This is a genomic window from Bradyrhizobium sp. sBnM-33, assembly GCF_032917945.1.
In the GTDB taxonomy this organism is placed as follows: Bacteria; Pseudomonadota; Alphaproteobacteria; order Rhizobiales; family Xanthobacteraceae; genus Bradyrhizobium.
Map to the genome: position 1 here is coordinate 6,201,260 of NZ_CP136624.1, position 26,657 is coordinate 6,227,916.

The 26,657-nt window shown below is 58.9% G+C and carries 29 protein-coding genes and 4 pseudogenes; 19 read left to right on the top strand and 14 right to left on the bottom strand.

Going from position 1 to position 26,657, the window contains the following annotated elements:
• Positions 1–130 precede the first annotated feature (130 nt).
• The 4 genes from RX328_RS29295 (at position 131) to RX328_RS29310 (ending at position 5,122) form a co-directional block, all read left to right on the top strand.
• A complete protein-coding gene (locus RX328_RS29295; RefSeq protein WP_213249696.1) occupies positions 131–1,153 on the top strand; it encodes an ABC transporter substrate-binding protein in 1,023 nt (340 codons plus the stop codon).
• 270 nt (positions 1,154–1,423) lie between these two features.
• Positions 1,424–2,401, top strand: a complete 978-nt coding sequence (locus RX328_RS29300; protein WP_213249694.1) for an ABC transporter substrate-binding protein — start codon at positions 1,424–1,426, stop codon at positions 2,399–2,401.
• 516 nt (positions 2,402–2,917) lie between these two features.
• The gene (locus tag RX328_RS29305; RefSeq protein WP_213249692.1) at positions 2,918–3,922 is read left to right on the top strand and encodes an ABC transporter substrate-binding protein; all 1,005 of its coding nucleotides are present in this window, start codon (positions 2,918–2,920) and stop codon (positions 3,920–3,922) included.
• 201 nt (positions 3,923–4,123) lie between these two features.
• Positions 4,124–5,122: an ABC transporter substrate-binding protein gene (locus RX328_RS29310; protein WP_213249690.1), complete on the top strand. Its 999-nt coding sequence runs from the start codon at positions 4,124–4,126 to the stop codon at positions 5,120–5,122.
• A gap of 196 nt (positions 5,123–5,318) precedes the next feature.
• On the opposite strand, the gene RX328_RS29315 is transcribed toward RX328_RS29310, so the two are convergent.
• Positions 5,319–6,716 carry an IS1182 family transposase gene (locus RX328_RS29315; RefSeq protein WP_213249688.1) on the bottom strand — a complete coding sequence of 466 codons (1,398 nt, stop codon included), beginning with the start codon at positions 6,714–6,716 and terminating at the stop codon, positions 5,319–5,321.
• A 271-nt stretch (positions 6,717–6,987) separates the two neighbouring features.
• On the opposite strand from RX328_RS29315, the gene RX328_RS29320 reads away from it, so the two are divergent.
• The gene (locus RX328_RS29320) at positions 6,988–7,995 is read left to right on the top strand and encodes an ABC transporter substrate-binding protein (RefSeq protein WP_213249686.1); all 1,008 of its coding nucleotides are present in this window, start codon (positions 6,988–6,990) and stop codon (positions 7,993–7,995) included.
• A gap of 101 nt (positions 7,996–8,096) precedes the next feature.
• A complete protein-coding gene (locus RX328_RS29325) occupies positions 8,097–9,056 on the top strand; it encodes an ABC transporter substrate-binding protein (protein WP_213249684.1) in 960 nt (319 codons plus the stop codon).
• A gap of 195 nt (positions 9,057–9,251) precedes the next feature.
• Here the strand turns inward: RX328_RS29325 and RX328_RS29330 are convergent, their stop codons facing one another.
• On the bottom strand, positions 9,252–10,556 hold the full coding sequence (locus RX328_RS29330) for an adenylate/guanylate cyclase domain-containing protein (protein WP_213249682.1): 1,305 nt from the start codon (positions 10,554–10,556) through the stop codon (positions 9,252–9,254).
• Positions 10,557–10,849: 293 nt separating this feature from the next.
• Here RX328_RS29330 and RX328_RS29335 point away from each other — a divergent pair, with 293 nt between their 5' ends.
• The 3 genes and pseudogenes from RX328_RS29335 to RX328_RS29345 form a co-directional block, all read left to right on the top strand.
• Positions 10,850–11,827 carry an ABC transporter substrate-binding protein gene (locus RX328_RS29335; protein ID WP_213249680.1) on the top strand — a complete coding sequence of 326 codons (978 nt, stop codon included), beginning with the start codon at positions 10,850–10,852 and terminating at the stop codon, positions 11,825–11,827.
• A 99-nt stretch (positions 11,828–11,926) separates the two neighbouring features.
• On the top strand, positions 11,927–12,901 hold the full coding sequence (locus RX328_RS29340) for an ABC transporter substrate-binding protein (RefSeq protein WP_213249678.1): 975 nt from the start codon (positions 11,927–11,929) through the stop codon (positions 12,899–12,901).
• A gap of 261 nt (positions 12,902–13,162) precedes the next feature.
• Positions 13,163–13,381, top strand: a pseudogene (locus RX328_RS29345) (alpha/beta fold hydrolase); the annotation flags it as partial.
• A 98-nt stretch (positions 13,382–13,479) separates the two neighbouring features.
• On the opposite strand, the gene RX328_RS29350 reads toward RX328_RS29345, so the two are convergent.
• Positions 13,480–13,638, bottom strand: a complete 159-nt coding sequence (locus RX328_RS29350; RefSeq protein ID WP_249726261.1) for an FAD-dependent monooxygenase — start codon at positions 13,636–13,638, stop codon at positions 13,480–13,482.
• 69 nt (positions 13,639–13,707) lie between these two features.
• On the opposite strand from RX328_RS29350, the gene RX328_RS29355 reads away from it, so the two are divergent.
• Positions 13,708–13,899: a hypothetical protein gene (locus RX328_RS29355; RefSeq protein ID WP_213249676.1), complete on the top strand. Its 192-nt coding sequence runs from the start codon at positions 13,708–13,710 to the stop codon at positions 13,897–13,899.
• Positions 13,900–14,110: 211 nt separating this feature from the next.
• Here RX328_RS29355 and RX328_RS29360 read toward each other — a convergent pair whose 3' ends face one another.
• Positions 14,111–14,536 carry a hypothetical protein gene (locus RX328_RS29360; protein WP_213249675.1) on the bottom strand — a complete coding sequence of 142 codons (426 nt, stop codon included), beginning with the start codon at positions 14,534–14,536 and terminating at the stop codon, positions 14,111–14,113.
• A 260-nt stretch (positions 14,537–14,796) separates the two neighbouring features.
• Here RX328_RS29360 and RX328_RS29365 point away from each other — a divergent pair, with 260 nt between their 5' ends.
• Entirely contained in the window at positions 14,797–14,994 is a 198-nt protein-coding gene (locus RX328_RS29365; RefSeq protein ID WP_249726243.1) for a hypothetical protein, read from the top strand.
• Positions 14,995–15,270: 276 nt separating this feature from the next.
• On the opposite strand, the gene RX328_RS29370 is transcribed toward RX328_RS29365, so the two are convergent.
• Entirely contained in the window at positions 15,271–16,305 is a 1,035-nt protein-coding gene (locus RX328_RS29370; protein WP_317258523.1) for an IS110 family transposase, read from the bottom strand.
• A gap of 107 nt (positions 16,306–16,412) precedes the next feature.
• Here RX328_RS29370 and RX328_RS29375 point away from each other — a divergent pair, with 107 nt between their 5' ends.
• Positions 16,413–17,036, top strand: a complete 624-nt coding sequence (locus RX328_RS29375) for an SOS response-associated peptidase family protein (protein ID WP_317258524.1) — start codon at positions 16,413–16,415, stop codon at positions 17,034–17,036.
• Entirely contained in the window at positions 17,033–17,287 is a 255-nt protein-coding gene (locus RX328_RS29380) for a hypothetical protein (RefSeq protein WP_213256233.1), read from the top strand. Before RX328_RS29375 ends, RX328_RS29380 begins: the two co-directional genes overlap by 4 nt.
• 22 nt (positions 17,288–17,309) lie before the next feature.
• Here RX328_RS29380 and RX328_RS29385 read toward each other — a convergent pair whose 3' ends face one another.
• A complete protein-coding gene (locus RX328_RS29385; protein ID WP_213256231.1) occupies positions 17,310–17,618 on the bottom strand; it encodes a hypothetical protein in 309 nt (102 codons plus the stop codon).
• A gap of 206 nt (positions 17,619–17,824) precedes the next feature.
• Between RX328_RS29385 and RX328_RS29390 the strand changes: the two genes are divergently transcribed.
• Positions 17,825–18,010: a hypothetical protein gene (locus RX328_RS29390; protein WP_213256229.1), complete on the top strand. Its 186-nt coding sequence runs from the start codon at positions 17,825–17,827 to the stop codon at positions 18,008–18,010.
• A 770-nt stretch (positions 18,011–18,780) separates the two neighbouring features.
• Here RX328_RS29390 and RX328_RS29395 read toward each other — a convergent pair.
• A complete protein-coding gene (locus tag RX328_RS29395) occupies positions 18,781–19,869 on the bottom strand; it encodes a DUF4142 domain-containing protein (protein ID WP_213256227.1) in 1,089 nt (362 codons plus the stop codon).
• Positions 19,870–20,132: 263 nt separating this feature from the next.
• Here RX328_RS29395 and RX328_RS29400 point away from each other — a divergent pair, with 263 nt between their 5' ends.
• A complete protein-coding gene (locus RX328_RS29400) occupies positions 20,133–20,333 on the top strand; it encodes a hypothetical protein (RefSeq protein WP_213256225.1) in 201 nt (66 codons plus the stop codon).
• Between the two features lie 142 nt (positions 20,334–20,475).
• On the opposite strand, the pseudogene RX328_RS29405 reads toward RX328_RS29400, so the two are convergent.
• A pseudogene (locus RX328_RS29405) lies at positions 20,476–20,604 on the bottom strand (DUF3606 domain-containing protein); the annotation flags it as partial.
• 213 nt (positions 20,605–20,817) lie between these two features.
• Here RX328_RS29405 and RX328_RS29410 point away from each other — a divergent pair.
• Positions 20,818–21,015, top strand: a complete 198-nt coding sequence (locus tag RX328_RS29410; RefSeq protein WP_213256221.1) for a hypothetical protein — start codon at positions 20,818–20,820, stop codon at positions 21,013–21,015.
• Positions 21,016–21,161: 146 nt separating this feature from the next.
• On the opposite strand, the pseudogene RX328_RS29415 reads toward RX328_RS29410, so the two are convergent.
• Positions 21,162–21,376 (bottom strand): annotated as a pseudogene (locus tag RX328_RS29415) (DUF3606 domain-containing protein).
• Positions 21,377–21,470: 94 nt separating this feature from the next.
• On the opposite strand from RX328_RS29415, the gene RX328_RS29420 reads away from it, so the two are divergent.
• The 3 genes and pseudogenes from RX328_RS29420 to RX328_RS43880 all read left to right on the top strand — a co-directional run bounded on the left by RX328_RS29420 (position 21,471) and on the right by RX328_RS43880 (position 23,163).
• On the top strand, positions 21,471–22,169 hold the full coding sequence (locus RX328_RS29420; protein WP_213256219.1) for a Crp/Fnr family transcriptional regulator: 699 nt from the start codon (positions 21,471–21,473) through the stop codon (positions 22,167–22,169).
• 78 nt (positions 22,170–22,247) lie between these two features.
• Positions 22,248–22,643, top strand: a complete 396-nt coding sequence (locus RX328_RS43875; RefSeq protein ID WP_409410904.1) for a hypothetical protein — start codon at positions 22,248–22,250, stop codon at positions 22,641–22,643.
• A 44-nt stretch (positions 22,644–22,687) separates the two neighbouring features.
• Positions 22,688–23,163 (top strand): annotated as a pseudogene (locus tag RX328_RS43880) (DNA ligase).
• A gap of 95 nt (positions 23,164–23,258) precedes the next feature.
• On the opposite strand, the gene RX328_RS29430 reads toward RX328_RS43880, so the two are convergent.
• The 5 genes from RX328_RS29430 to RX328_RS29450 all read right to left on the bottom strand — a co-directional run bounded on the left by RX328_RS29430 (position 23,259) and on the right by RX328_RS29450 (position 26,349).
• Positions 23,259–23,480, bottom strand: a complete 222-nt coding sequence (locus RX328_RS29430) for a hypothetical protein (protein WP_317258525.1) — start codon at positions 23,478–23,480, stop codon at positions 23,259–23,261.
• Positions 23,481–23,526: 46 nt separating this feature from the next.
• A complete protein-coding gene (locus RX328_RS29435; protein ID WP_213256213.1) occupies positions 23,527–23,757 on the bottom strand; it encodes a DUF6894 family protein in 231 nt (76 codons plus the stop codon).
• 248 nt (positions 23,758–24,005) lie between these two features.
• The gene (locus RX328_RS29440) at positions 24,006–24,137 is read right to left on the bottom strand and encodes a hypothetical protein (RefSeq protein ID WP_283772447.1); all 132 of its coding nucleotides are present in this window, start codon (positions 24,135–24,137) and stop codon (positions 24,006–24,008) included.
• A gap of 230 nt (positions 24,138–24,367) precedes the next feature.
• Positions 24,368–26,080, bottom strand: coding sequence for a tyrosine-type recombinase/integrase (locus tag RX328_RS29445; protein WP_213256211.1), 1,713 nt, complete (start codon positions 26,078–26,080; stop codon positions 24,368–24,370).
• A gap of 14 nt (positions 26,081–26,094) precedes the next feature.
• Entirely contained in the window at positions 26,095–26,349 is a 255-nt protein-coding gene (locus tag RX328_RS29450) for a DUF6538 domain-containing protein (RefSeq protein WP_213256209.1), read from the bottom strand.
• Between the last annotated feature and the right edge of the window lie 308 nt (positions 26,350–26,657).

Genomic DNA, 26,657 nt, shown 5'->3' on the forward strand with positions numbered 1-26,657 from the left:
CTGAGACATGGGCGGCTCAAGACTTTTGCGGCGCAATGCGCCTAAGCGTGGTACAAGTGCCCCTATTGAATTGTGTGGACCCGACCTCCCGCCCAACTAATTCAGCGCGGCGCAGGAAAGGAGACCAATCATGTGGCGCAAGACGGTGTGGCTCATCGCGATCCTGACCCTCAGCATCTTCGTCGCGCCGGTCGCCTCGGCGCAGAAACCTGGAAAGGTACATCGAGTGGGCATGGTGTTTATCCGACCGCCCAATCTTCTCCCGCCTAATATTCCGCAGCCGTCGTTTGGGAAAGGTGGATTTGCCCGCGCGTTTCTGGATCGGCTGGCCGACCACGGCTACATTCAGGGAAAGAACCTCGTCATCGAAGCGCGGTACGGAGGATACGAGCGATTGGCGGAACTTGCAGCTGAGTTAGTGCGCCTCCCGGTCGACGTCATCTACGTTGGCGGCACGAAGGCGGTCCGGATCGTCAGCGCCGCGGTGAAGGAGACGCCGCTGGTGATCCTCTCTTGCGACGCGTTGGCGCACGTCGCTGGGCTCAACCGACCAGAGGGCAACCTTACCGGAGTGACCTGCCTGTCCACGGAGCTGAGCCCGAAGAGGCTCGAGTTGCTCAAAGAGGCGGTCCCGAACGCGGTCCGGGTGGTCTACCTTTCCGACCCTGAAGACGCGCCGCCCGGGCTCAAACTGACGCAGGACGCTGCACCTCGCCTGGGGATCAAGCTCCAAGTCACCGACGTGCAGGCGGCGGACCGCCTGCAGACCTGGGGCGAGTCCGATCTTAGGACCGTCTTGAGCGCGGTCGCGAAGGTGAACCCCGACGCGTTGTTCGTCTACCCCGACCCGATCCTCATAGCGCAGGGGAAGCAGGTCGCGGAGTTCGCGATGACGAATCGCTTGCCCACGATGTTCGCGTTCCGTGAGTCCGTCGACGCTGGCGGCCTCATGTCATACGGGGCCAGCCTCAACGGGATGGCAGCCTCGGCCGCAGTGCTGATCGCGAAGATTCTGGACGGCAAGAGACCGAGTGAGCTGCCGGTCGAACAACCGATCAAGTTCGAGCTGGTGATTAACCTCAAGACCGCAAGAGCGCTCGGCCTCACCATTCCACCCTCGCTGCTCGCCCGTGCCGACGAGGTGATTGACTAAAGCTGGTAATTGCTGCGGTGCATGAGTCCGTTGTTGGCACTTCTCGGACCTGACAGGCCCGGCTGGCGACAGTCTGTTCTTGAGGGTACAGCGGGCTGCCCTGTTGCGCGCCCGGACTTCCGAATTTGACCCAAACCGGGCTTATCCAGAGAGGCCGACCGGCTTAGTTGACTTCTCGCGCTGCGACCTTCTTTCACGGATCACGAGCAGGACATGCGTGTATTCGTGCCGTTGCAACGGCGTAAAGCGCGCCTTCAGGAGGACCGTCGCATGATCGATAGACGAAGCCTCGTTATCAGTGGAGTTACCACTGTGCTCGTGCCGCCATCGGTTAGAGCGCAGCGATCAGGAAAAGTGTGGCGAGTTGTTTTCTTTTCAGTTGCGGCAGGTCCGAACCCTCTTGCTGACTCCTTCAGGCGAGGATTGAACGAGTTAGGTTATAGTGAGGGGTCCAACCTGTCCATCCAGTACCGTTGGATGGCTGGTCAAGAAAGCCAATACGACGATGTAGCGCGCGAGTTGGCCCAAAGTGAGCCGGACGTGATTGTCACGGCAGGCCATCCCCCGGCTGTTGCTGCCAAGAAAGCTACAGCACAGTTACCAATCGTCGCGCTTGCGGTTGTTAATCCCGTAGGAGGTGGCCTAGCCGCCAGCATCTCCCATCCTGGTGGCAACTTGACCGGCTTTTCTTTAGAGGTCACGCCGGAAACAAACGCGAAAATGCTCCAGCTTCTGCACGAAGCAGCCCCTAAAATCACCCGAATTGGTGCGCTTTGGAATTCTGCAAATCCTGGCAGCCGTTTCTACCTCGATGCGGTAAGCCACGCAGCACGATCGGTAAACCTCACTCTCAAGGATTATGATGTGCGCCGGGCCGAGGATATCGATGTTGTGTTCCATTCGCTTCGCGGAAGCGTTGACGGGCTCATTGTTTTTCCAGAGGGTCTGCTGTGGACGTATCGACGTAATATCGTTGATGCTGCGCGAGAGGCGCAACTAGCCACGATTTTTGGTTATCGCGATGCTGTCGAGATGGGAGCGCTGATGAGCTACGGCCCCGACCTCGTCGATCTCTTCAAGAGAGGCGCTGCCTACGTAGACAAGATCATCAAAGGCGCCAAACCTGCCGAACTTCCCATCCAACAGCCGGCAAAATTCGAGTTGGTGATCAATGTAAAAACGGCTAATGCCCTGAACATCGGTGTGCCTCCAACATTGCTCGCCCGCGCGGACGAGGTGATTGAATAAATGTGTTATTCGCCGCGGTGCATGAGTCCGTTGTTGGCACTTTTCGGACCTGCGGTGCCGGGGCAGGGATGTCCGTTCACGGCGTCAAAACGGACCTTGTCCTTACTTGCGCCGACTTCCGAAAATGACCCCGAACCCGACGTGCGTCGCTGCTTCTAGTCGCAACCCGCTGTCCGCGATGCAAGCGGACCAATGCGTGGCATAACCCCGAGGAACTGGAGTGCCCGCCGGGTCGGCGCTCACATCGGTTTGGCGCGCCGAGCAGGATAGGCGCGGTGTCCCAAACTCTGAGCGACTTCACCACATCTTGCGTGGCCTGAAATGAGCCGTCTCGAAACAGGACTCATACGCATCTACGTGTGCTTACAGCTCGAGCGGCGAACGAGTCGGCCAGAACGGCCGTGATCGTGAACCGGTGTATCCAGTTTAGCACGCCCGCCCTCATTCCGACGTGATAAGATAGCGCAAGTTAAAGCGCTGTTACGCTCCCGGCTCAGGAGCCAAGGAGGGGATCAAATGAGGCGCCGCGCGTTCATTGCCGGTCTCGTTTGCACCGCCGCGCTCAGCCGCGCTGAGGCGCAGCAGGCGGACAAGGTTTACCGCATTGCCATTGCCCATCCGTCGTACCCCGTGTCCGAGATGAACGAGGCGAGCGACCGTCTCCCGTGGTTCCCCGCGTTCTTCGCGGAGCTTCGCCGCCTCGGCTATATCGAAGGCCAAAACCTACGTGTCGAGCGATATTCCGCCGAGGGGCGGACCGCGCAATATGCCGATCTGGCCCGTGAGGTTGTAGGTCGCAGGCCAGACGTGATCCTGTCGGGAAAGAACGAAATGATTTTGTTGCTAAAAGCCGCCACCCTAACCATGCCGATCGTCGGCATTTCGGCCGATCCGGTCGCTGCCGGCATTGCGACGAGCTTGGCGCGACCTGGTGGTAACATTACGGGAGTCAGTGTCGACGCTGGTCGAGAGGTTTGGGGGAAGCGTCTCGAACTGTTGAAAGAAGCTATCCCTGGCCTCTCCCGCATAGGCTTCCTTGCGGACCACGAGACTTGGGACTCGTGGTACGGGCCGGCCCTTCGGGAGGCTGCGCAACGGCAAGGCCTGAACTTTGTTGGGCCGCAGCTTCATGGTTCTCTTCAGGAGCCAGAGTATCGCCGAGTCATCCTGGCGATCGCCGATGCAGGCGCGCAAGCGCTCCTCGCGAGCGATCAGAGCGAGAACATCGCAAACCGCGGGCTTATCTCCGAGCTGGCAACGGCCGCCCGCCTGCCGGCGATGTACGCCTATCCGGAGTTCGTCTCTTCCGGCGGGTTAATGGCCTACGGCATCAAGCTCTCCGAAGCCTATAGAGGCGCGGCCGGGCAAATCGATCAGATTTTGCGCGGAACCAAGCCGGGCGAAATTCCGTACCAGCAAGCGACCAAGTTCCTCTTCGCCATCAACCTCAAAACCGCAAAAACGCTCGGCTTCGAAATCCCGCCAAATGTTCTCGCACGCGCCGATGAGGTCATCGAATAGAGAGGCTGTTTGCTGCGGCGCATGAGTCCGGTTATGGCCCCAAGCCGACCAACTTCGTCGCCTGCCGCTAGTCCGGTATTTAGGGTAATCCGGACTCCGCATCAGGGATCGCGACCGCCGCTTGTGTGACCCGAAGCGGCCGTCGCAGAAAGGTGCTAGGCTCTCATCCACCCACAGACGTGATCCTTGTAGGAGGGACACATGCGACGGCGTGAGTTCATCGCGTTCATGGGTTTAGGAGTCATGCTGCCGTTTAGCGCACGAGCGCAGCAATCGACGAAGGCGTACCGGATCGCGATACTGCATCCATTGTGGCCGGTCGCCGAGCTGACCGATCGTAGCAGCAACCGGTATTGGCGCGAGCTTTTCCAGGAAATTCGCCGGCTCGGCTACGTCGAAGGGCAGAACCTCGTGATCGAGCGTTATTCCGGCGAGGGGCGTGCGGAACTCTACCCCAAGCTCGCCCGCGATGTCGCAAACAGCAATCCCAATCTTATCTTAGCGTTTACGAATCGGACGGTGGTCCCTCTCAAAGAGGTAACGTCCACCATACCGATCGTTGCGATGACTAGGGATCCGGTCGGTTTTGACCTTGTGCCGAGCATGTCACGGCCGGGTGGCAACATCACGGGCGTCAGCATCGATGCCGGATCGGACCTTTGGGACAAACGGCTTGAGCTTTTCCGGGAAGCCGTGCCAACAATATCGAAGCTGGCAATTCTGGGTCTGCGACAAGGCCTGGACGCGGCCTCAATGCAGGCGGCGGCCGAGAAAGCAGGCATCGCGGTCGTGGGTCCCTCCTTTCTCGAGGATGCGAGCGAGGCAGAGTATCGTCGTGTGTTCGCCTTCATGTCGCAGGAAGGTGCCGACGCGCTCTTCATCGACAGTAGTCCGGAACTCATTACGAAGGCACAACTGATCGGCGAGTTGGCTAAGAAATACCGGTTGCCAGCCATTTATCCATTTCGCTCGTATATAGAAGACGGCGGCGGGCTTATGGCCTATGGCATCGATTTTGTGGAGCTCTTTCACCAAGTCGCTCGTTCTATCGACAAAATCCTCAAGGGTGCGAAGCCCGGTGATATTCCCTACTATCAACCGACGAAATTTGAACTGGTCATCAATCAGAAGGCTGCCAAGGACCTCGGACTGGTAATTCCCGAGTCGTTGCTCGCCCGCGCTGACGAGGTGATCGAATAGTATGCTGTTTTGTGCGATGAATGAGTCCGGAAGTGGCACTTTTGAGGCATGCTGAGCGGTTCGCAAATTGTCCGCTTAAGGGGTGATTGTGTTGCAAAACTCGGCAGGTCTCGATTGCAGAGCTTGGCGAAGAGTTTTAGCCGGCCCTTTGTTTGCGCCCTCCCTTGTGTCGGCTGCGGTGCCTATTCGCTGGTATCTATACAAGACAAGCGGCTCCGAGAGGTAGCGGGGCGCGGCAGAGAAGCTTGGCCAGCCGCCTTAGGTTCTGTGCCGTTGCGGTGAGCAGCACTTCGTCTCTGGCACCACCCAAGCCCCGCAGCCGAAGTCGGTCGAGCCTAAGAATCCGTTTCATATGCGCAAATCGCATCTCGACCTTCTTCCGCTCGCGGCGAGACTGCTGAAAGGCTTCTGTATTGGCCAATGCACGGACGCGATCGCGCACATCCTCGTTGAGGTCGCGGGTGATTTTGCGCACGACCGCCGTCGTGCATTTCGGCTTCAGTGAACACTGCGAGCAATCGCTCTTACTGGCCCTGTAGTAAACGATATGGCCTTGATCGATATTGCCTGTGCTGGTCAGTTCCGCACCGCCTGGGCAAACATAGATGTTGCGCTCTGGATCGAAGACGAAGTCGGCGCGGCTAAAGGTGCCATCGGCGCGTGCCGACTTGTCCCACACAGGTACGTGCGGTGTGATGTTGCGATCCACTAGCCACTTGAGCAGTCGTACTGCGCCATAAGCCGTGTCGCCTGCGAGCCTGCGGGGCCGCAGATCGAAGCGGCGCTCAACACGATCCACCATAGCCTGCGTGACAGCAATCTCCACGGCGCGGTTCGCGCGAGTGCCTGCCGCATCAAGGATAATCCCGACCTTGTTGTCGATCAGGTAGTTCGCGTCATAGGCAAAGAACGGGTCCAGGCCGGGTCTCGCAACCCATGTCGCTTGCGGATCGGTAAGCGAGACCTCTTTGGGAGGCTTGCGTCGATCGCCGCCTTCGCTCGCCCCGTCACCGACTCCACTACGATCCTCATCGCCGCCGGCATCGAGGGCTGCAAGGTACTCGCGAACCGCATGGGAAGCTTCCTCTGCCTTCGGCCATGCAAACGGCTGATCGCCGGGGATCCGCTTCTTCCTGTCCACGTCCGCCTTGATCAGGCTCGCATCGATCGAGAATGCTTCGCCCCCAACCAGCCCGGCCGCGATGCTCATCGCCACCACACCCTCGAATACTCGGCGCAAGGTATCGCTTTCTCGTTCGCGCCGCGCACGGCAGAATACAGAGTGATCGGGAATCTTGTCTTCGATGCCGAGCTTGCAGAACCAGCGATAGGCAAGGTTCACCTGAACCTCGGCGCAAATCCGTCGTTCGGAGCGGATTGCAAACACATAGCCGACGAGGAGCATCCGGATCATCAGCACCGGGTCAATCGACGGCCGTCCCGTGTGCGAGTAATAAGGCGCCAACTCCTTGTGCACCCAACTCAGATCGAGCAAACCGTCGATCTGCCGGACTAGATGATCGGGTGGAACCACCTCGTCGAGATCAAACGAATAGAAAAACTGTCCCTGCCCAGTTTCCCGCCGCCCCATCATGCGCTGCTCCCGCTGATGCCCTCTCTCCACCAACGGAATCACGGATCGTGAGTCGTCTCAACGAGAGTTTGGCAACACAATCGGGGTTAGACCGGAAGTCGCAAGCGCACGTCAGAACGAAGCGAATGCTCCTTAGCGGTCATGGCGCAACGCAGAATAGCGGATTGCCGCGCTCGACATCTTGCGCCTCCAACACCCCGGACTCCCATGCCGCGATGTGGTAGGCTTCGATCTGCATTTAGCGTGGTCCTGAGCCTCCTTGGAGGGCTGCATGAGACGGCGCGATTTCATCAGGCTTCTTGGCGGTGCGGCGGTCGGATGGCCGCTTGCTGCGGTGGCACAGCAGAGCACCAATAAGAAACGTCTTGCTATCTTCAGCCCATCACAGCCGAGCGCGGACTTACATGAGCATAGCGAAAGCAAAGTTTCCCCAGCTCTATTCGCTGAACTTCGGCGGTTGGGGCGGATCGAGGGACAAAACCTCAAGGTCGAAAGTTACGGCCGAGAGCAGAACACGTCCGGCCCCGAAGCCCTGGCGACGGAAATCGTTCGGAGCAACCCAGATGTCATCCTTGTCATTGGCCCTGGCGCAGTCATCTTCAAAAAGCTCACAACGCGCATTCCGATCGTTGTGATAACTGGCGACCCCGTTAGGGCAGGGATCGCCGAAAGTCTGGCTCACCCGGGCGGCAATTTCACGGGAGTCAGCATCGATACCGGTCCATCCATTCACGGAAAACGGATTGCACTGTTGCGCGAGATGGTTCCGACCATGTCGAAACTCGGCTGTCTCGGTCTTCGATCGCAATGGCATGGGCCAATCACCGGTCCCGGAATCCGCGCAGCGGCCGAAACGGCAGGCCTCCCTCTCGCGGTGTCTTTACTGGAAATTGGTGCCAGCGAAGCAGACTATCGGGCGGCGGTCGAAAGCATCGCCCGCGACGGTGCAAATGCGGTGATGGTCCTCGATTCGCCTGAGGTCGATCAAAACAGCACTCTGGTCGCTAAGTTGGTCGGTGACGCGAAGCTTCCGGCGATTTTTACGCATCCGCACTCCGTCGAGGTCGGGGGCTTAATGGCCTATTCCTTCGACCTCATCGAATTGTATAAGCGCGTCGCCAACAACATCGACGCAATTCTCCGAGGAGCAAACCCCGGCGACATCCCGATCTACCAGGTAACCAAATTCGAGTTGTCCATCAACCTCAAGACAGCCAAGCAGCTGGGGCTTTCCGTACCTCCTGCGCTCGTCGCGAGTGCCGATAAGGTAATTGAGTGAACAAGCAAAGGTCCGGTTATGGCACCTCCCAACGCGGACACAGCTATCCGCCTTTTCTGCGGCGCGGTATCATTAGCGCATCTGAAATCTAAGGTGGGCGCATGAGGAGGCGGGAGTTCATTCTCGGTCTTGCGATGCTCGCCAACGTCGACGGCGCGATCGCTCAAGGCCGCGCGCGTCGTGTCGGGTTTCTCATTTCCGAGCCAGGTCAAGGTAGCTTTCTCGAAACCTCCCTCAGAGAGAAGGGGTGGATACTCGGCCAAAATCTCCAGATCGAGTCTCGAATAACTCGCGGCGATACCAATCTCTCACAGGCATATGCCCGGGAGCTGCTCGCTTTGCAGCCCGATCTTCTGTTCGTAGCGACCAACACCTCTATGGCCGCTCTGCATGCCGAACATTCTAACATCCCGACCGTCTTCGCGATGGTCAGCGATCCAGTCGGAATGCGTTACGTCGAGAGCTTCTCAAGGCCCGGGGGCAACGTGACTGGTTTTACGCCATTTGAACCGTCCCTCGGCGGCAAATGGGTTGCGCTGATTAAGGAAGTGGCGCCAAACGTCGAGCACATAGGGATCGTATATAACCCTGAACCGGGCAACAATTCCTCAGCGTTTCGCAAATCAATTGATGAAGTCGCGAGCAAAGAAGGGATTGGCTCGATTGAAACACCGAGCGGCGATAGCTCCGACATTGATCGTCTTATTCGCTCTCTCAAGGATAAGCCGAATAGTGGACTCATTTTTCTGCCAGATGCGATCACTTCTGTGCGGCGTGTTCAGCTTACTGCGCTGGTTGCAGAGTGCAGTCTACCGGCGATCTACTCGCTTCGCATCTTCTGCGAGGCCGGCGGCCTAATGTCGTACGGGGTGAAAATCGAGAAGATTTTCGCAGGCGCAGCATCCTATGTTGATCGAATTTTGCGCGGTGCCAATCCTGCCGAACTGCCTGTTCAAGCCCCAACCGAATTTGAGTTGGTCGTGAACCAAAAAGCTGCACGGCAATTGGGCCTGCAACTGCCGCCCGCGTTGCTCGTTCACGCCGACGAGGTGATCGAATAGAGCTCTCTTGCTGCGACGCATGAGTCCGGTCGTGGCCCTCAGCCGAAAAAAGCAATTGTCCTCTCCACGTCGGCTGTCAAAGGTAAACCAGAAACCAGTCGTGAAGATTTGGACTTCCGAGTCTGACCCGCAAGAGACGTTTGGCGCGGGAAAAGAGCGGTGGAGCGTCAAGCCGAACTGGTTAGAGCGGCGCATTCACCGTTCCACTGCAAAGATGCGCCAGTCTCCGGGGACACCCTTGAGCGAATGATTGCCGCGGTCACCAAAACGTAGGCCGGAACCCGCTACCAGGTCCTTGACCGTGCCCGATACCAACACCTCGCTCGCGCCGGCGAGTGCCGCCACGCGCGCTCCGATGTGAACGGCGATGCCGCCGATATCATCGCCAATCACTTCGCACTCGCCGGTATGAAGCCCGGCGCGGACCTCAATGCCCAGCGGCCTGATTTCGTCGGCGATGGCGCAAGCGCAGCGCACGGCGCGTGCCGGACCGTCGAAAGTAGCAAGAACGCCGTCGCCGGTCGTCTTGATTTCGTGGCCGCGAAAACGTGAGAGGGCACGCCGTATCGCGGTGTGGTGAATGTCAAGGAGGTCGTGCCAGCGATGGTCGCCGAGCGCGGCCGCTTTCTCGGTTGAGCCGACGATGTCGGTGAATAGCACCGTGGCAAGCACGCGGTCGACGGCGACGGGCGCACGCGAGCCAGTCAGAAACTCCTCGATCGCATCGGCGATGTCGTCGGCATTGTCGCCGACGAAGGGGAAGTGGTCGACCCCTGGGAACTCGAGATAGCGAGCGCCGGGAATATGCGTGGCGAGAAACCGGCCGCCCTCGACGCTGATGACCCTGTCGTTCGTCCGGTGGATGACGAGGGTCGGGACCCGGATCGTCGAGACGATGTCGCTGACGTCAATCAGACGATTCATGCGCGCGTACGCGGCGGCGCCAGCAGGGCTATTGGACACTCGCTCGTTCTTGCCCCACCAGCGTTTGAACGCCGAGTCGTTCACGCGGGAAGGCGCAAACCTTCCCACGCTGCCGCCGCTGCCCCAGTCACGCTCGATATAGTCGAGAGACTGCCCCAGCTTCAACAGAGCAAATGTCGATGCCGGATAGGCGTTGCAGAGCACCAGCGCGCGGCAGCGACTGGGATAGGTCGCGGCGAATAGCGCCGACATCGTGCCGCCTTCAGAAATGCCGAGAAGCGCCGCCTGTTCCATGCCGGCGGCGTCCATGACCGCCCGCAGGTCGTCCATGCGCTGGTCTAGGCCCGGGAAGTCAGCGACCCGATCCGACAGGCCCGTGCCGCGCTTGTCGAACATCACCACCCGGGCGTAGCTCGCCAGGCGCAGCAGCCAACGACTCACCTCAGGTTCGTCCCACCAGTGCTCGACGTTGGTAAAGCCCGGCGGAGCGAAGACAACGTTGAGCGGACCCTCGCCGAAAACTTGATAAGCGATGTGAACGTCGCCGCTCTTGGCGTACCGGGTGTCTGGCTGCATTGACGACCCTCACGCTTGCTGGGACTTTCGGCCCGTGCCGGAATTATAGCAACAGCTTTGGTTGTCGGGAACGGCTCAATGTCCCCTATTTGCCAAATGCGAAGTGCCCTTGGCATTGAGCAAGGTCCGCTTTCACGGGCAATCCGGAAGACATTTGGTCTCACTGAGTTCTTCTCAGTTTGACCTAAAGCGGACAGTCGTGCTTGGAGCGCTGCAGGGTCCAATATTTGCTGTCCGTCTGCTCGCAAAGTGCTAGGGTTTGCTGTCGGTCGTGCGTGTCTCGCGGAGGCGCCATGCGACGCCGGGAATTCGTCACATTTGTTGCGCGTGCGGTAGCGTTGTGGCCGGGCGTAGTGCTTGCGCAGCAAGCGACCGGTAGGGGGTGGCGTGTCGCATACCTTCATCCGGAAAGGCTGGATCATCCCGTGGTCCGTGCGCTATTTGACGTTTTCCGCGCGGAGATGCGGGAGCTTGGCTACATTGAGGACAAGAACCTAGTCGTCGATGCCAGAAATGCAGAGGGGAAAGCTGAAGTCTTACCTTCGCTGGTAAATGAGCTGATCGCGCGCAGCCCGGATGTTATTGTTGCTGTCGCAGCCTCGGCCATAGCCGCTGCCCAGCGCGCCACCTCGACCATTCCCATCGTAATGGCCCCTGCCACTGATCCGGTTCGCTCAGGCTTCATCAAGAGCTTAGCTCATCCGGGAGGAAACATTACCGGTATGGCCACTATGTCTGGCGAGGCCATCGGCAAGTCGGTTGAACTCCTCCACACGATCCTGCCGTCCGCCAAACGTGTTGCGGTGCTCATGTCGACCAATCCGACCCATCCGCAGGAATACGAACTGGTGGAAATTGCCGCAAAAACTTTGGACCTTGCGGTCGTTCGAGTGAAGGCTCCGACGCCTGGCGATCTCGAGGAGGCATTTGACAGGATGAGGCAGGAAAACTGCGACGCTCTGTTTGTCCTAGCCGATCCCACCCGGCCGAAGATTGTTTCGTTGGCCGCCAAAACAAAAATACCGGCGATTTATCAACTCAGCACTTTTGTTGTTTTGGGCGGACTGGCGAGCTACGGCCCTGATCTAAAGCCGGTCTATCGCAAGGTGGCGCATTACGTCGACAAAATCTTTAAAGGAGCCAGCCCGGCTGAACTTCCCGTCGAGCAGCCGGTCGCTTTCGAATTTGCTCTAAATCTCACAACGGCCGCGGCGCTTGGCCTAACCATTCCCGACAACCTTATGGCTCGAGCTGACAAGGTGATCGAGTGAAATTGAGCAACTTTCGTTATTGGCACTCGTGAAACACGCGGGGCGGTCCGGGCTGCTATAGATTAGCAATTGCGCAGTCATCTTTTGCGGGTGAGTCACATGAGGCGGCGCGAGTTCATAACGCTCATCGGGGTTACGGCGACGTGGCCGATTGCAGCGCGCGCGCAGCAATCCGGTAAAGTCTGGCGGATTGGCTCCGTCTCATCTTCCGAAGTGGCAGATCAGCTGCTACATGCCCTCACACAGAAGCTCGACGTTCTTGGTTATATTCAAGGGAAGAACATTGTCGTAAGCAGTTTGACTGTGCCGCCGCAGCCGAAGGCAATCGAGGGCGCTATAACTAGGCTGATTCCCGACATCGATATCCTGGTTGTATGGGGTACGATTGGTGGAGCAGCAGCAAAGCGTATAACCTCTACCATTCCCACCGTATTTCTGTCAGTCGGCGCTCCCGTCGACATTGGATTGGTTCAAAGTCTCGCTCACCCCGGCGGCAACCTGACGGGGGTTACGTTTGAGGCGGCGACCGATACCTACGCCAAGCGACTACAGATGCTGAAGGAGATCGTACCAACTCTCGAACGAGTCGCTGTTCTAGGCGCGCATGGTGATCCGAATGTTTCGTTCGCCATAATATCGCTGGAGAAGGCCGCCCCTGCGATGAATGTCGGATTGATGCCTGTTTATGTCGAGTCCGGAAATGATCTACCCACCGCATTCGATCAAATGCGGCGAAATCGCATCGGCGGCTTGATCGTGGTTGCGGGCGGACTCACGTTTGTAAATTCAAAATTGATTGCCGAGCTCTCCCTTGCCCATCGCCTGCCGTCTTGCCACGGGTTTAGGGAATCGATTGTGGCAGGAGGCCTTGTCAGCTTGGGACCGGATCTTTTTGCGATAGCGAGGCAAGGCGCGGTCTATCTTGATAAGATTATTCGCGGGGCCAAGCCCGCCGACCTCCCGGTCGAACAACCAGATCGATACGAGATTTACATCAACCTCAAAACTGCCAGAACATTGGGTCTCGAAGTCCCAGCGCCTCTTCTTGCCCGCGCTGAGGCAGTGATTGAATAGCTCTGCTCTTTGCTGCAGGGCATGAGCCCGCTCCTGACCCGGAACGGACCTCGCAGTATGCCGGCGGATGTGCTACTTGACATTAATCATAGAACACACTCCGCGGAGGTCCGCCGACCCAATGAGTGATTTGGAACAGTTGCCTCCCACACGTTATGCGGTCAGCGGCGAGGTCAACCTCGCGTACCAAGCAGTCGGCGACGGACCCATCGATCTCATTATGATCCCGGAATAGTCTCGCATATCGAGTTCCTGCATGAAATGCCCGGCTATACCGCTTTCCTCCATCGACTTTCAAAATTCGCCCGTGTGATCACGTTTGATAAAAGGGGTCAGGGACTGTCCGACAGGATATCTGGTGCGCCATCGCTGGAGCAGCGAATGGACGATGTCCGCGCAGTTATGGACGATATTGGCTCTCGGCGAGCAGTACTGCTGGGATTTTCCGAAGGCTGCGCGATGAGCGCAACGTTTGCGGCTTCATATCCAGAGCGCGTGTCGCACCTTATCCTGTTCGGGGGAATGACCCATCATGCCTGTCAAGCAGAACCAATCGACCAGCACGGCGGCTGGTGCGCTTACTGCAATACCTCATATTCGAACGCGACGCCCGCGGGATCGCGCTTTAACCAATCGCACAGAGTGGCGGTAACGCCCTCCGCGTCCTGCTCATGTGCGAAGTACTCGGTGTTGAAGGCGACGGTCGCGCCCATCGAGATGTTTGCCCGCGTCCTCATTGGACACCTCCTCGAGTATGTCAGCTCTACCTCTCGTTGCGACGACATGAATATCACACCAGTGCTTGCTTGACCGAGAATCGCAACTCAGATTCGATGCAGCTTTCCGCACGGGGGACGGCCGTGTCAGACCCTTTCGCCGACTTCATGACTGGGCAACTCTCGGAACGTCATGCCGCGGAGGATCGTCGGGTTTTCCGCTTTGTGTACGTCGGCCTCGCCGGGCTTGTTGCTTTGGCTTTTGCCAATCTGTTTATCTGACTACGTCGGGCACGGCGGCCATCGGCCTGCCGCACGCCGGGCACGCCCTCCGGATCGGGTGAAGCGCCGTCATTTGGAATTTCCCCTGCCGTCGCAGCTTAGTGCCGCGATGGCGGCGAACAGCCTCCGCACATCCATCGCGGGAGATCGGCGAGTCATTAGCGGATATGCAAAGCCTGATGCCCAAGGTCCGCTCCTCCCTGCACTCGTCTCATCGCTCCTCATCAGGATGAACCCACTTGTACGGAGTGATCTCGCGTTGCTCGGTCAACTTGATCATGCGCACAGGCGGCTTGTAGCGGCGCGTGCCGCAAGACCGACATCGGAAGGACGGCTCTAGCTTCCAGATCGGCGTATCACGCGCCCTGCGGATTGCATCAAGCGGCAGGCTCGCCCTTGTCTTGCATCGGCAGCATTCGATTTCCAGCCAGCCGTAACCACCTTTCAGGCATTGGCCAATTGTTGGAGACGGCTGGGCCGGACCGCCATAGCCTTCCATGCGCACCGACCATGCTTCTGCCTCGGCACGATCAGCGGCACCGGCGGCCTTCTTAGCGTTTTGGCGGGCTGTCCGGGCGCGCATATCCGCGCCCATGATCCGGCCGCCCCAAATAACTTCACGTTTCTTCGTGCTCATGGGTGGCCATTACAGCGGCATCAAAGCCCCTGAGCAATCCACGAGACCTAGCTGCTAATCGGGCCTGTGCCGCTTTAACTTGGTCAAGCGCTCTCTTGCGTCCGGCCGGGGCGGCCGCTGGCGGTAGATTGCCTGCGCCTCGGGACCGACCTCGCCAGCGGTAAATTAGGAGGGCGCACAACATCAGACCGGTGTTGCCTTTCGGTAACCCGCTCTCTGCTCTCAAAGCGATAAGCTGAGTCGTTTTGGGAGACAGGCATATGGATGTGTATTTGAACACCAGACGTGATCTGCTCGTTGTGAAGAAGGGATTTCCGATACCGCCTATTGCGCCGCCGGGAAAATGGCGCAAGAGCAAGAAACGGGTTGTCAAAGTTAGCGAGGAGATTAGGTCAGCGCTTCAGGCGCAGGGCTACTACATGCGCAAGCTGAGAGACCTGCATACTGATCGAGACTAGTGGGAAACATCTATCGCAGCAGCCCTCCAGAAATGTGCAATCTCTTGTCTGATTGCGGTTGCTGGCACAAGGGTTCAGCTCGTTACCGACAGCCTGCGAGGCTCGCTCTTGTCTACGAGGTCGACGTTTGCCGCCTCACGATGGTAGTCCGAAGATCGGGAGCTGCTATCTATTAGCGCGTGCTGCAGGCACAGAGGTTGCAGCGCAGTCACCCCGACCTCGTCCTCGCAGGACGTCGTTCCGCCTTTTCGGCGGATCCGCTGAATTGCTAATCGATCATGCGGTCGCCTCCTCGCGGGTCCATCGGAACTCGCTTCCATCTGCCCAGATCCGATGCATCACGATCGCTAATTTTCGCGCGACCGCCACGACTGCTCGGCGAAGACCGCGTCGCTTGGCCACCCTTACACCCCAGGCTTTCAATGCAGACCAACGCTGGGTGCGGGTTAGAAGTGCAAGCGCTGCCTGATAAAGTATGGTCCTGAGCATCACATCGCCGCACCTCGAAATAGCGCCATTCCGATCGGTTTCGCCAGATGCGTATTTGCGTGGCGTAAGGCCAAGATGCGCGCCAACATCGCGGGAGCGTTGAAAGCGATCCGGGTCATCAATAGTTGTTAGAAAAGTGATTGCCGTCAGTGCGCCTACGCCTGGTATCGTCATGAGCCGCTGGCATGTTGGCTCGCGGCGTACTATTTCAAGTACCATCTTGTGTAGGACGCCGTACTGTTCACGCAGCGCGGCTCGAGCCACAAGCATTGGGCGCAGCATCGCCGCGAGTCGTGGATGGCCATCTGTGAGTTCATTCGTTTGCTGCTCAAACGTTACTTGAGATATACGACCAGACAGCTTTAAGCCGAAGACGCGTAAGACGCCCCGAATTTCATTCTCGATATCGATCTGCTTAATCAAAAGCGTCTTGCGATTATTGAGAAGCATTCGTAGCTCCTGGCTCACGTCACCCTTGATATGAACAACGGTGTACCAGCCGACCCGCATTACCTGCGCAATAGCGCGAGCGTCGTTTCGATCGGTCTTAATCGGCATCGTCCTAGTCACGCCGCGCAGTCTTCGGGGATCGATGCAGACTGCGTGTAAGCCGGCAGCACGCAGTTCGCCGTACAGCCAACGAGCGAGACCACCAATCTCAATCCCGACCTTGGCAAGGGGCAATCCGCTTTCGTTGAGCCAGGCAACAATAGCCTCCGGTTCCGAAAATGTTTTGCCCTCGCGAATGACGACGCCATTCTCGTCCACAACACAGATAGCCGTCTCCTTTAGCGAAACATCCAGACCGACATAGTGCTTCATGTTCCCGCTCCTGCTGCCGCCGGCTCGCCGGCTTCCCTTCCAGGCTGAGCCTTTCGAGCAGCAACCGCAATCACCCCATCTACAGCATCACGACGAACCAAGAAGCGATGCGCGCGCTCTTCCGCGTTATGAACCGTTACGTCGGCAACCTGCCCCCCATGCCAGGCGTGTTTCCCGATTATCCCGCGCCCGTCATTCGCAATGCGGGCACCGAACGCGAGTTGACCCTGATGCGCTGGGGCATGCCACCCCCGCCGCGCACCGGCGGGCCACCCGTGACCAACATCCGCAACACGTCGTCTCCGCACTGGAGGAGTTGGCTCAAGCCCGAGAACCGCTGCCTGGTGCCGGCCAACAGCTTCGCCGAATACGCGCCGGAGCCGAATCCGGAGATCAAGAAGAAGGACGTCGTCTGGTTCGCGATCAACGGCGATCGGCCGCTGATCTGCTTTGCCGGCATCTGGACCGAGTTCAAGGGTGACCGCGGGACGAAATCGAAACCAATTCCCGGCCCGCACCAGGTCTACGGCTTTCTGACGACGTCGCCGAATGCCGTCGTCGAGCCGATCCATGCGACAGCCATGCCGGTCATCCTGATGACGGATGAAGAACGCGACGTCTGGATGCGCGCGCCGTGGGATGAGGCCAAGGCGCTGCAGCGGCCGTTGCCCGACGACGCGATCAGGATCGTCGCTCGAGGCGCTGACAAAGAAGACAAGGCGGCCGCATGAAATACGCCCGCCCCTATGCCGACCCGGCAAAAGCTGCGCGCCGGATCCTCGAGATCGCAAACGCGGTCGAGCCGGTTCAAGGGCGCATCCACGTCGAGAAAATCAACGAGCCATTTCTTTTTCGCGACGGCGGCAGCCCGGCCGAGTACGGCGCTGGCCTCAAGCTCGCGATCGAGCGCGGCTGGCTCACGCTACATGAGTCAGGGACTTTCGTCACCTTCACGCCCGCCGGCGCCGAGCTGTTCGCCTGACGCACTAGTCCGGTGCCACCCTTCAACGGTTGAGAGGCTTTTGGTCGGCAAAGCCGGCCGATTTACTTTTGCTTCCTCTTCGTTTCTTGGTCTGGCGTCTGTACGTCGGCAGGGCTACGGGTTGTGCCGACTGTTGGTGCGGGTGGACCCCCTGCGCCGGAGGCACCTGACCCGTCGCCACTGCCGCTACCTGCGCCGCCGGCACCGGCGCCTCCGCTACCTGCGCCGCCCGCACCTGCGCCGGCGCCCGCTCCAGCGCCGCCTGCGCCCCCGGCTCCACCGCCTCCGGCACCACCACCTTGGGCGACAGCCAACGTTGAGCCGAGCGCAAAGAACAATGCTACCGCGATCGCTGATACTTTCATGGTCGTTCTCCTTATAACCATGGAAGCACTAGCAATTTTTCAGGCGCTGCCTTCGTTCCTATTTTTGCTGCGACAAAGTAGGTCGACGGCGATATCGGCGCCATAGGAACCATTCCTCGCGTAGAACCTAACCAGAGCAGCAATCGCCCGGCGCAACGCAGGGAGGAAGGACATGACACCGAATTCAAAGAAGCCACTAAGGCCCGAAGATTTTCCCATGGATGTCGACGGTCAGAAGGTAAAGAAGCAGGACGGGACCCCCATCGCAGATGCGGAGACTCCCGCCGTCGCTGCCGAAATTGTAGAGCGCCTTAACGAAGACGAAGCCAGGCGCGAAGAAGACAAGTGGTCAGCATGACGTTCTGCAACCCGAAATCGAATTCTGTCGAGCCGTTACTAACGTCGAGCCGGCGCTCGACCCGCCTACGGCTGGTACGACCTTCTTGAGACCTTCTTCAGCGCGGACGCTGACCTGCCCCTCTTCTTCGCCTCGTAGCCCACCTCGTAAACCTGCCCGCCGGCTCCGAGCTGTTCGCCTGACCGCAAAATCTGGCTTTCGCACATACGTGGAACCTGTGGAGGCGAGATCAGAGCGCAAGCCGAAGCATTCCCCCCCGGTAGCAAGGAACGTGAGCGCATGGAGAGAAAGGCGCAAATGGCTGACATCGGGGCTCACATGAATGAATGGTTGACCTCGCCGGGCCTACAACCGCCGAAATACTGCTGTCCAGAACGTAGAAGGGCCTCAGCGGCGACGCCGAGACCCTTCCATCCACAGCCGCACCGGAGACACGGTGCTGCTATTCAAAACTCGGATTCTCTCGAGCGGTTCCTAACTTCGAGCCGGCGCTCGACCCGCTTCCGGCTCGTGCCACTTTCATGACCGCCTTCTTCACTGCAGCCGCCGATCGCTTCGTCTTCTTCTGTTCCGCGACGGCAGCAACCCGGCCGAGTACGGCGCGGGCCTCAAACTCGCGATCGAGCGCGGCCGGCTGATGATGCACGAATCCGGCCCCTTCGTGACGTTCACCCCCGGTGGCGCTATTCCAATAAACTGCGAGTAAGAGAACTCGTGCCAAGCGGGGCGACCACTTAAGGCGCCCCGCTCAGCCACGCCCCCCAATATTGTTACCGAGGAGCGCTGCTGCCCCCAAGACTGCCGTTGGTACGGCCCTGCTGACCCGTAGTCCCTGTACCCTCGGAGCGGAAAGCCGGGGCAGCCTCGAGGTCGGCTTTCGTCATGCCACGCAGTACGATGCGATCCGGCTCCATCGTTCCTTGTGCTTGCTGCTGCCTTCCACTCTGCGAGCGATCAGCTGCGGTGTCGCCGCGACCCGCAGCACCTGTGGTGCCAGTGCCGGTTCGATCGGCGCCGCCACCACTGGTCCGACCCTCTACGATCTCGAGCGCATGGAACGGGATCGCAACGTTCTTCTCTCCGATACCGAGAAAACCGCCGACGCCGACGATCACGGCAACCACTCCGCCTTTGCGATCGACGAGGATATCATTGATCTCGCCGATGTTCTCATCGTTCGCCCCACGAACTTGGGTTCCACGAAGATCCGATCCCAGCATCTGGTTCGGCTCGGGTGCAGCAATTGCCGCTGCCTTGCCTTTCTGCCCCCGCCCGGCATCACCTGTCTGCGCTTGTTCGCGTTGTGCGGTCCGCGGACTTGTTTGACCGGGAGCGGCGCCCGTGACCGGCGCTCCGGTCGATTGGGGAAGCGCCTGCGCGTGCTGCAGGTGAGTACGCAGCTGCTGCAAAGTCTTCTGCGCCCAGGATTTCAGCTCCGCGTTCTCTCCGGTCTTGGCATATTGATCAAAAAGCGACACAGCCGCTTCATGGCCTTGGATCTGATCACTGCGGTAGCGCTGATCGAACTGGGCGGCTGCTGCAGAGCGGAGCTGATCGAGCTTGCTCTGATGGTCCGCGTCCATTTTGGTGGGAAGCTGAACGCCCTGTACCTTCTGCGCGATCGATTTCAATTCTTCGCTCGCTTTCGTGTGGTCATTGACCATCATCCGAGCGAACTGTTTTATCTCGTTATTGTTCGATTTCTCCATCGCAAGCTGGCTGGACTGAATCTCGAACATGTCGCTGATAGCGGCCTTTTCTACGAACCGCTGGGTGGACGTGCTCTGGTTCTGCGATGACTGCGAATACGCTGGTAAGGCAAGCGCAACGAGGGCGGCTGCCAGTATGAGCTGTTTCATGGCTGAGCTCCTGTGAGGATCGACGTCTAGGTCTTGATAGGCCGGGCCTTACCACCACAAGTCACTCTAACAATCGAAGTTCCTGCGATCCGCATCTTCGATAGGGGTTTCTAACTCCTCTGAAATGCGGCCCGCCGGAACCAGTCCCGAGTGACATACGTTTAGCCTTTTTCACCGCGCGGCCTCGGCAGTGCGGTCTCAATTGTCGCCGATGAAAGCCCCATGTTCGCTTCTGCCTCCCTCTAACGGAACGGAGTTGCACCATGCAAAAGCGTCGCCGTTTCAAACAAATCCAGTCCCTCGAACAACGTCTTGCCGAAGAAGCGAAACGGTTACGAGGGGAAGCCGAATTGCTCCCGCACGGCTATCAGCGCGATGCGGTCGAAAAGAAGGCTCGAGAAGCTGAGACCGGCTCGCGCATCAGTGGTTGGTTGCGGTCGCCTGCGCTGCGAGCGCCGCAGTAAGGGATGGTCGAGTGACGCCGCGGGAGCGCAAAGATATGCCATGGCTTCTCATGAGCCTTGGAATCGTCATCGTCGTAATAGTCGGTAGCGCCGTTTACCGTTTGCTTTAGTTGAAAAAGGCCGCCTTGGTTGACGGCCTGCATCATTGTGAGGGTCGTCCTCGGCCGAGCCGTCGCTCAACTTTCTTCTGGCTGCTTCCGATCGTCTTGACCACCTTCCTCACGGCAACCGTCGATCTCTTCGTCTTCTTCGCCTCGTAGCTCACCTCGTAATCCTACCCGCCGGCGCCGAGCTGTTCGCCTGACCGCAAGATCGGGGTAGTGACCGTGACCTATTTCCTGAGCTCTTCTCGCACGTCCCATTGCGGAACCCGCCCCAAGGTATGTACGTTAACTTTTATCACCGCACGGTCCCATGGCAGTCATCGGTGATGAGAACGCTCGGTTGCGCTCCCGCCCTCCTCTAACGGAATGGAGCAGCGGCCATGATGCGTCGCCGTTTCAATCACACCCAGTCCCTCGAAGAACGTCTCGCCGAAGAAGCGAAGCGCCTGCATGAGCAAGCCGACTTGCTCCCGCCCGGCGCGCTGCGCGATGCGGTCGAAAGGAAAGCACGCCAGGCTGAGATCGGCTCGCATGTGAGCGAGTGGTTACAATCTCCCGGACTACGGCCTCCCGCGTAAACGCTGTATGGTGAAACACACCAGTCCCCAGAACGCGAGAAGGGCCTCAGCGGAGACGCTGAGACCCTTCCATCCACCACATGGACAGCCGCACCGGGGGACACGGTGCTACAATTCACGAAACTCGGGATTCTCTTGAGCCGTTCCTAACGTCCGAGCCGGCGCTCGACCCGATTTCGGCTGGTGCCAACTTTCTGACCGCCTTCTTCACCGCAGCCGCCGATCGCTGCGTCTTCTTCGCCGCGTAGCGCACTTCGTAGTCCTGCCCGCCGCCAACCCGCGCCCGGTCCTGATTGCGCCCGCGGCTGTACGGGGGTTCTTTGCCCTCGCCATCTTCAATACCTCCCGATTGCCAAGTCATCATGGGCCGGGTTCCAGCCCTGGCAGATCCTTGGAACTTCGGTTGAGAACTCTGGTACGTTGGGTTCCGGACATGCGATCCTGGGGCGATATACATGAATCGTTTGATGGCATCCCTGCCGGCAGATGCGCGTGAGCTTCTCGAGAAGGACTTGCGCGTTGTCCGACTCAAAAAAGGCGACGTGCTGTACCAGAACGATCAACCTGTCACGCATGTGTTTTTTCCACATGGAGGACTGGTCTCGCTCGTTGTTCCTATGCAATCAGGAGAAACCGTCGAAGTATCGCTGATCGGTCGGGAGGGACTGGTGTGCTCTGGGGTTGTTCTGGATATCCAGGACGCCATCGATCAGGCGACAGTTGAGGTTGGCGCGGCGGCATCCCGCATCAGTACGGCGTCATTCATACGTGCATATCGTTCCCACGATAAACTCCGCACCATTCTCAATCGGCACCACGCGATGTTCATTGCCGAGGGCCGTCAATTGACCGCCTGTAACGCGGTTCACACAGCCACCGCACGTCTATGCCGCTGGCTGGCGAACGCGCAGGACCAATCCGGCATGGATGATCTCGAAATCACCCAGGAATTTCTTGCCCGAATGGTGGGAGTTGCGCGGTCGACGATCAATCAGTTTTGCGGCGTTCTGCACGCCGAAGGTATCATCGACACCGGCCGTGGCCATATCCGTATATTGCAACCGGAGGCTTTGCGGAGCCGCGCGTGCGAGTGCTACGGTATCCTCCGCAAACACTTCGCAAAATTGTTTCCCGATTGGCCGGGCGACGTTTAAATACCGGTTTTTCCCGGCTGGAACGATTTGACCTGTGCCAGTTTGAGTCGACGTTGTTCGTGGCGTGGAGTTTTTGGCGTGGCGTTTCAGCGCAAGAAGGCGGCAGCGATCGGCGTCAAGGCGCCCTTCCCCGGATTCGTCGAGCCCGCGCTGGCCACGTCGATCGAAAGGGTGCCGTCCGGTGATCGCTGGATCCATGAAATCAAGTTCGACGGCTATCGCGTCCAGCTCCACATCCATAATGAGGACATCAAAATCCTAACCCGCCGCGGCAACAATTGGACCAGGCGCTTTAGCAAAATTGCGGCCGACGCGTACCTGATCAACGCCGGCAGCGCCATCATCGATGGCGAGATCGTCGTGCCCGCCGCCGATGGCACCACGGACTTTTCCGTCCTGCAGAACGAATTGCGCGGCAAGTCCAACCGGCTCGTCATGATCGCTTTCGATCTGCTCTACCTCAATGGCCCCTGAGAAAACTGCCGCTTCTCGAGCGCAAGGCGCATCTGAAAAAGCTGATTGAGAAGACGGCCATCCAGTTCAGCGAAAGCTTTGAGGTCGACGGCAAGGAGATGTTTGCGCACGCCTGCAAGGTCGGGTTGGAAGGCGTCGTCTCCAAGGTCCGCGACAGCCGGTACCTTTCCGGGCGTGGCCGGGATTGGGTCAAGAAAACCTGCGTCCAGCGCGAGACCTTGACGATCGCCGGCTTCGCGCTCGACGGCAACGAATGGGACGGCATTTATGTCGGCCGCCGCAAGGGCAGCGATCTGATCTATGCCGGCAAGGTCGACCACGGCTTCGACAAGAAATCCGCCGCCGAGCTGCGCAAGCGTTTAACGCCATTGATCCGCAAGACCAGCCCTACACAAGGCGCATCGCCCATAAGGGAATCTGGGTCGAACCGGAGCTGATGGCCGAGATCGAATACCGGGCGCAATCGGCCGAGGGCAAGGTGAGGCATCCATTCTTCAAGGGACTGCGGGAGGACCTGTGATGAATACGGTCTGGATTTACGTTGATACCAGCAAACCGGTTGGCGATGTTGACCACCTCAAGGTGTTCGCAAGGCCGGGCCTTGCCGATGAATGGTTACAGGAGAACGATCCTGAAGGCGTCGCGTTTGAATACGAGGTCATGGGCGTTGTCGATGACGAAATCGGGTAAGGACGCCAACGGCATCGCTAAGCCGACCATCACATGAAATGTCCCGGCTGCGGCCAATGGTACGACATGCGCGATCTCGGCCAGGTGCTGCACGTCCATGACGCCGAGATTGAGGTGATCGAGGGCGACGGTCTGCCCTCGCGCCATGAACTAACTCACCGTCTCATCGAGGCCGCCACCGAGCGCCGTACTTCTAGTGCCGCTTCGAGATTACCTTGATGGTCCTCAGCGGCTTACGTTCCGCGTCCTGGATTTGGATCGACCATTCGGTGCCGACTTCCAGTGAGCCGTCGAGGTCTCTAACGATCTCTCCGGTGGCTCTCGTGGCTTCGTTCCAAGCAGCCTCCATGTCTGGAAGTTCTATCCCGATATCCGGCTCAACGACCTGTTCGTCGTGCTGAATGATAAAGAAAAATTGGGGCATTTGAATTTGCAATCCCGGACTTCATTGCGAGTTCCAGCTAATCGGGAGGGATCGCGATCACGTGACGATCTATGCCGGACGCGATGTTGACGATCCGGACAGGCCGGAAATCGAGCGCGCTGGCGCTGCCCTGAAAACAAAATGGCCCCAGATTGCTCTGCGGCCCACCGACTAAAATAATTCTGCCGTGCTGAATTCGTCGCCCTCGGTGCTGCATATCGTAGCTCACCTCTGTTTATGCCTTCGAGCTAAACTTGAGATCCCCCGAATTCGATCAGCACGCCGCCCTCGGTATACTCCGTGTTTTTGCGCGCCGCGTTCGCAAGGGTGACGTCAGTACCGCGCATGTCGATCAGATCGCTACCATCGGTTTGCTTCATCCGCGGTCACGAGCGCGCGCAAACGGTTTGGGGCAAATCGCACAAAATCGTAGTCTGGCGTACAAAATCGTGGCCCGTGGTAGCGGGGGAGCGCTACCAACCCCCGCGGCAAGGCTTCTGCGTTCTACAGCGGAGCTCCGCGAAGGGCGATGGAGGGCGTGAGGTGCTCCATATTGCGCCGGCTTCGATCTCCATGGTGCAAGTGCTGTCAGACAAAGCCGGCAACCCGCTCAGAGCAAACGCTTCGCACGAGAGGGCTGAGAAAACGGTGCGACCTGCTTCTCCGCCACCCAAGGAATCAGATTAACTTCCCGCGGCTGCAGATCAGCCGTGATCGTGGGCAGCTTCATCACAAATTCCAGCAACGTGGCGATCTCGTGCGGCTCGCAGTACCGCTCGCTCGTTTCGGTATCGCCACCGTGGCCGAGCAGATCGGCGCGATCTTCCACGGCCACCAGCTTCTTCTTCAACTGCGCCCCGAACAGATGCCGCACCGCGTGAGAGCCCAGCCCCTCCTCCGTCACACCGGCCGCTACAAGGATCGGCTTGAACTGCTTGTAGAAGCGATCGCCAAGAGGCGATCTGCTGGTCGGCGAAAACAGATCCGGGAAGAGCAACTTGTACCCCAGCGCCTTGATCGCTTTCACGTAGGCCAGGAAATTCAGCCGGATCACTTCCGGATGCAGCGGTACGTTGCGTTGCGATTGGGCGTTCTTGATCCGTCGTCGCTCATTTTTGGCGATGTGCAGATAAGGGGTCTCACGTTTCTCGAAGATCACATCGTCGACCATCGCTCCACAGATTTCCTCGCGGCGGCACCCCGTGTAATAGATGAGAATCGGCACGAAATAGAGCGCGCAATGGAAGATTTGTTGAGCGCCATCCCCTCCCGGCTTTTCAAGCGCGTCCCAACTCGCGCAATTGTTGAACGGGGCCGTGCGAAAGATCGCATGAGCGCGATCGATAGGCAGCTTGCGCCTTTCGTCGCGATCACGCGTATCCTTGTTGCTCTTAGCGCGAAGCTTTGAGAGATCGATCTTGTCGAGGTTCTCCAAGCCGCGAGCGCTGGCGTACTCGAATATCTGACCAAGAAAGGTCAAATGCCGATTGACAGTTCCGCTGCTAAGACCGCATTCGCCTTTTTTGCCCTGCCCGTGCGATCGTCCCTTCTCGCGAAGCTGTGCAATCGTGAGGTGTTCATCCCTGACTGATTTGCCATAGTGTTTGTAGATTTCGAAGAAAAGGAAATCGACGAACTTGCCGGCGTGCGACTGGCGCAGGGAATTCAGATCGTGGACACCTTGGTCTTGAATCATAAACTTGATGAACAGGTTCGAGACGCTCCTCGCCTGCCGCTGCGTCTTTTGGTCCCAGTGACAGTTCTTGTCGTTTAGCTTGATGACGTCTTCCGCAAATTTCGAGAAGTCCGCCATCGGAACGGCTTGTGGTACGGGCGCAGGCTCGGCCTCCGGTGGATCGCGACGGCGATCCTCGCGGTCGGCTTCAACCGATGAAACCTGCAGCCGTGGATCGCTCCTCGAAAGGAGGAGGCGATCCACGACGTCGCCATCCTCGACACGCTGCCCTCCATAGCGGCGGTCGATTTCGGCGAGTGCAAGCTTCATCCCGCGGAAGTAAGTACCCTGGGCCACGCTGAAATTCATGGCAGTCGGTACGGCTTCCACGCCATCGATCATTTGTCGAAGGACATGATCCTTCGTCGGGACCAGGTCGTTTTTCCGAAGCATGGTCAGATGACGCTGCACGGCCTCGATATCTGCTTCCGAGAGTCCGTCGGCGACCATGCGGATGCGATCCTCCGGGCGCACGGCGGCGGCGGCGCCCTGGGCGTCGAGCAGCGTGTAGGTCCACAATGCCCGCTTGTCGTCCGACCGCGCCTGGTCGACGTCAAAACCGGACGCGCTTTTCGCCGCGAGCGCCACCCGCTCCAGCTTGGTCAGATGCCGCTCCACGACAGCGCCAAGCATTGTCTCAATTGAGACCGTGACAGGTGCAGGTCGGTGTTCTCGGCAAGCATCGCAGCATCTTCCAGAATGGCGTCGAGTTGGGCTGCCAGCCGACGCGCCATCACCCGGCTCGTCGTCCGCAGGCTCAGAAAAACATGCTGGCGGCCTGTGAAAATGGCAAGGGCGCGGGGGGTCCGCCGCCGCCAATAGTAGGTCGCCTCGCGTCGAAAGATGTGGACAGCCATGGAAACACGACACCGTGTGCAGCAGGAGTGTGTCGCAGAGCTGTGCATCAGCTCCCCAGCCAGGCCGATTTTTCAGTGTTTTCAAGGGTGGTCGGCGCACTGGCTGGGGCGGGAGGGACTAGGGCTTGTCGGCGGTCGGGGCGCGCTAATGTCACGTGGCGTGACGAGGCCACGGGTTGCCTCCACCGCTGTGGACTTGCTGTCCTTATCTGTTGCGACGAGGCGCTTTGTCCCGCGAAAACTGCCTCGCGCGCTCGACGTTTCCCACACGCGGGGTCTTGGCGCTGACGATGCTGATATAGCCGCGG

Excerpts from the sequence above, each read along its gene's own strand:
- RX328_RS29435 (WP_213256213.1), bottom strand. The coding sequence starts at position 23,757 with ATGCCCCAATTTTTCTTTATCATTCAGCACGACGAACAGGTCGTTGAG.
- RX328_RS29365 (WP_249726243.1), top strand. The coding sequence starts at position 14,797 with ATGGATGTGTATTTGAACACCAGACGTGATCTGCTCGTTGTGAAGAAG.
- RX328_RS29410 (WP_213256221.1), top strand. The coding sequence starts at position 20,818 with ATGATGCGTCGCCGTTTCAATCACACCCAGTCCCTCGAAGAACGTCTC.
- RX328_RS29340 (WP_213249678.1), top strand. The coding sequence starts at position 11,927 with ATGAGGCGGCGCGAGTTCATAACGCTCATCGGGGTTACGGCGACGTGG.
- RX328_RS29420 (WP_213256219.1), top strand. The coding sequence starts at position 21,471 with ATGAATCGTTTGATGGCATCCCTGCCGGCAGATGCGCGTGAGCTTCTC.
- RX328_RS29305 (WP_213249692.1), top strand. The coding sequence starts at position 2,918 with ATGAGGCGCCGCGCGTTCATTGCCGGTCTCGTTTGCACCGCCGCGCTC.
- RX328_RS29325 (WP_213249684.1), top strand. The coding sequence starts at position 8,097 with ATGAGGAGGCGGGAGTTCATTCTCGGTCTTGCGATGCTCGCCAACGTC.
- RX328_RS29450 (WP_213256209.1), bottom strand. The coding sequence starts at position 26,349 with ATGGCTGTCCACATCTTTCGACGCGAGGCGACCTACTATTGGCGGCGG.
- RX328_RS29375 (WP_317258524.1), top strand. The coding sequence starts at position 16,413 with ATGCGCGCGCTCTTCCGCGTTATGAACCGTTACGTCGGCAACCTGCCC.
- RX328_RS29395 (WP_213256227.1), bottom strand. The coding sequence starts at position 19,869 with ATGAAACAGCTCATACTGGCAGCCGCCCTCGTTGCGCTTGCCTTACCA.
- RX328_RS29380 (WP_213256233.1), top strand. The coding sequence starts at position 17,033 with ATGAAATACGCCCGCCCCTATGCCGACCCGGCAAAAGCTGCGCGCCGG.
- RX328_RS29440 (WP_283772447.1), bottom strand. The coding sequence starts at position 24,137 with ATGAAGCAAACCGATGGTAGCGATCTGATCGACATGCGCGGTACTGAC.
- RX328_RS29330 (WP_213249682.1), bottom strand. The coding sequence starts at position 10,556 with ATGCAGCCAGACACCCGGTACGCCAAGAGCGGCGACGTTCACATCGCT.
- RX328_RS29300 (WP_213249694.1), top strand. The coding sequence starts at position 1,424 with ATGATCGATAGACGAAGCCTCGTTATCAGTGGAGTTACCACTGTGCTC.
- RX328_RS29335 (WP_213249680.1), top strand. The coding sequence starts at position 10,850 with ATGCGACGCCGGGAATTCGTCACATTTGTTGCGCGTGCGGTAGCGTTG.
- RX328_RS29315 (WP_213249688.1), bottom strand. The coding sequence starts at position 6,716 with ATGATGGGGCGGCGGGAAACTGGGCAGGGACAGTTTTTCTATTCGTTT.
- RX328_RS29400 (WP_213256225.1), top strand. The coding sequence starts at position 20,133 with ATGCAAAAGCGTCGCCGTTTCAAACAAATCCAGTCCCTCGAACAACGT.
- RX328_RS29310 (WP_213249690.1), top strand. The coding sequence starts at position 4,124 with ATGCGACGGCGTGAGTTCATCGCGTTCATGGGTTTAGGAGTCATGCTG.
- RX328_RS29430 (WP_317258525.1), bottom strand. The coding sequence starts at position 23,480 with ATGGCGCGAGGGCAGACCGTCGCCCTCGATCACCTCAATCTCGGCGTC.
- RX328_RS29390 (WP_213256229.1), top strand. The coding sequence starts at position 17,825 with ATGACACCGAATTCAAAGAAGCCACTAAGGCCCGAAGATTTTCCCATG.
- RX328_RS29295 (WP_213249696.1), top strand. The coding sequence starts at position 131 with ATGTGGCGCAAGACGGTGTGGCTCATCGCGATCCTGACCCTCAGCATC.
- RX328_RS29370 (WP_317258523.1), bottom strand. The coding sequence starts at position 16,305 with ATGAAGCACTATGTCGGTCTGGATGTTTCGCTAAAGGAGACGGCTATC.
- RX328_RS29350 (WP_249726261.1), bottom strand. The coding sequence starts at position 13,638 with ATGAGGACGCGGGCAAACATCTCGATGGGCGCGACCGTCGCCTTCAAC.
- RX328_RS29320 (WP_213249686.1), top strand. The coding sequence starts at position 6,988 with ATGAGACGGCGCGATTTCATCAGGCTTCTTGGCGGTGCGGCGGTCGGA.
- RX328_RS29360 (WP_213249675.1), bottom strand. The coding sequence starts at position 14,536 with ATGAGCACGAAGAAACGTGAAGTTATTTGGGGCGGCCGGATCATGGGC.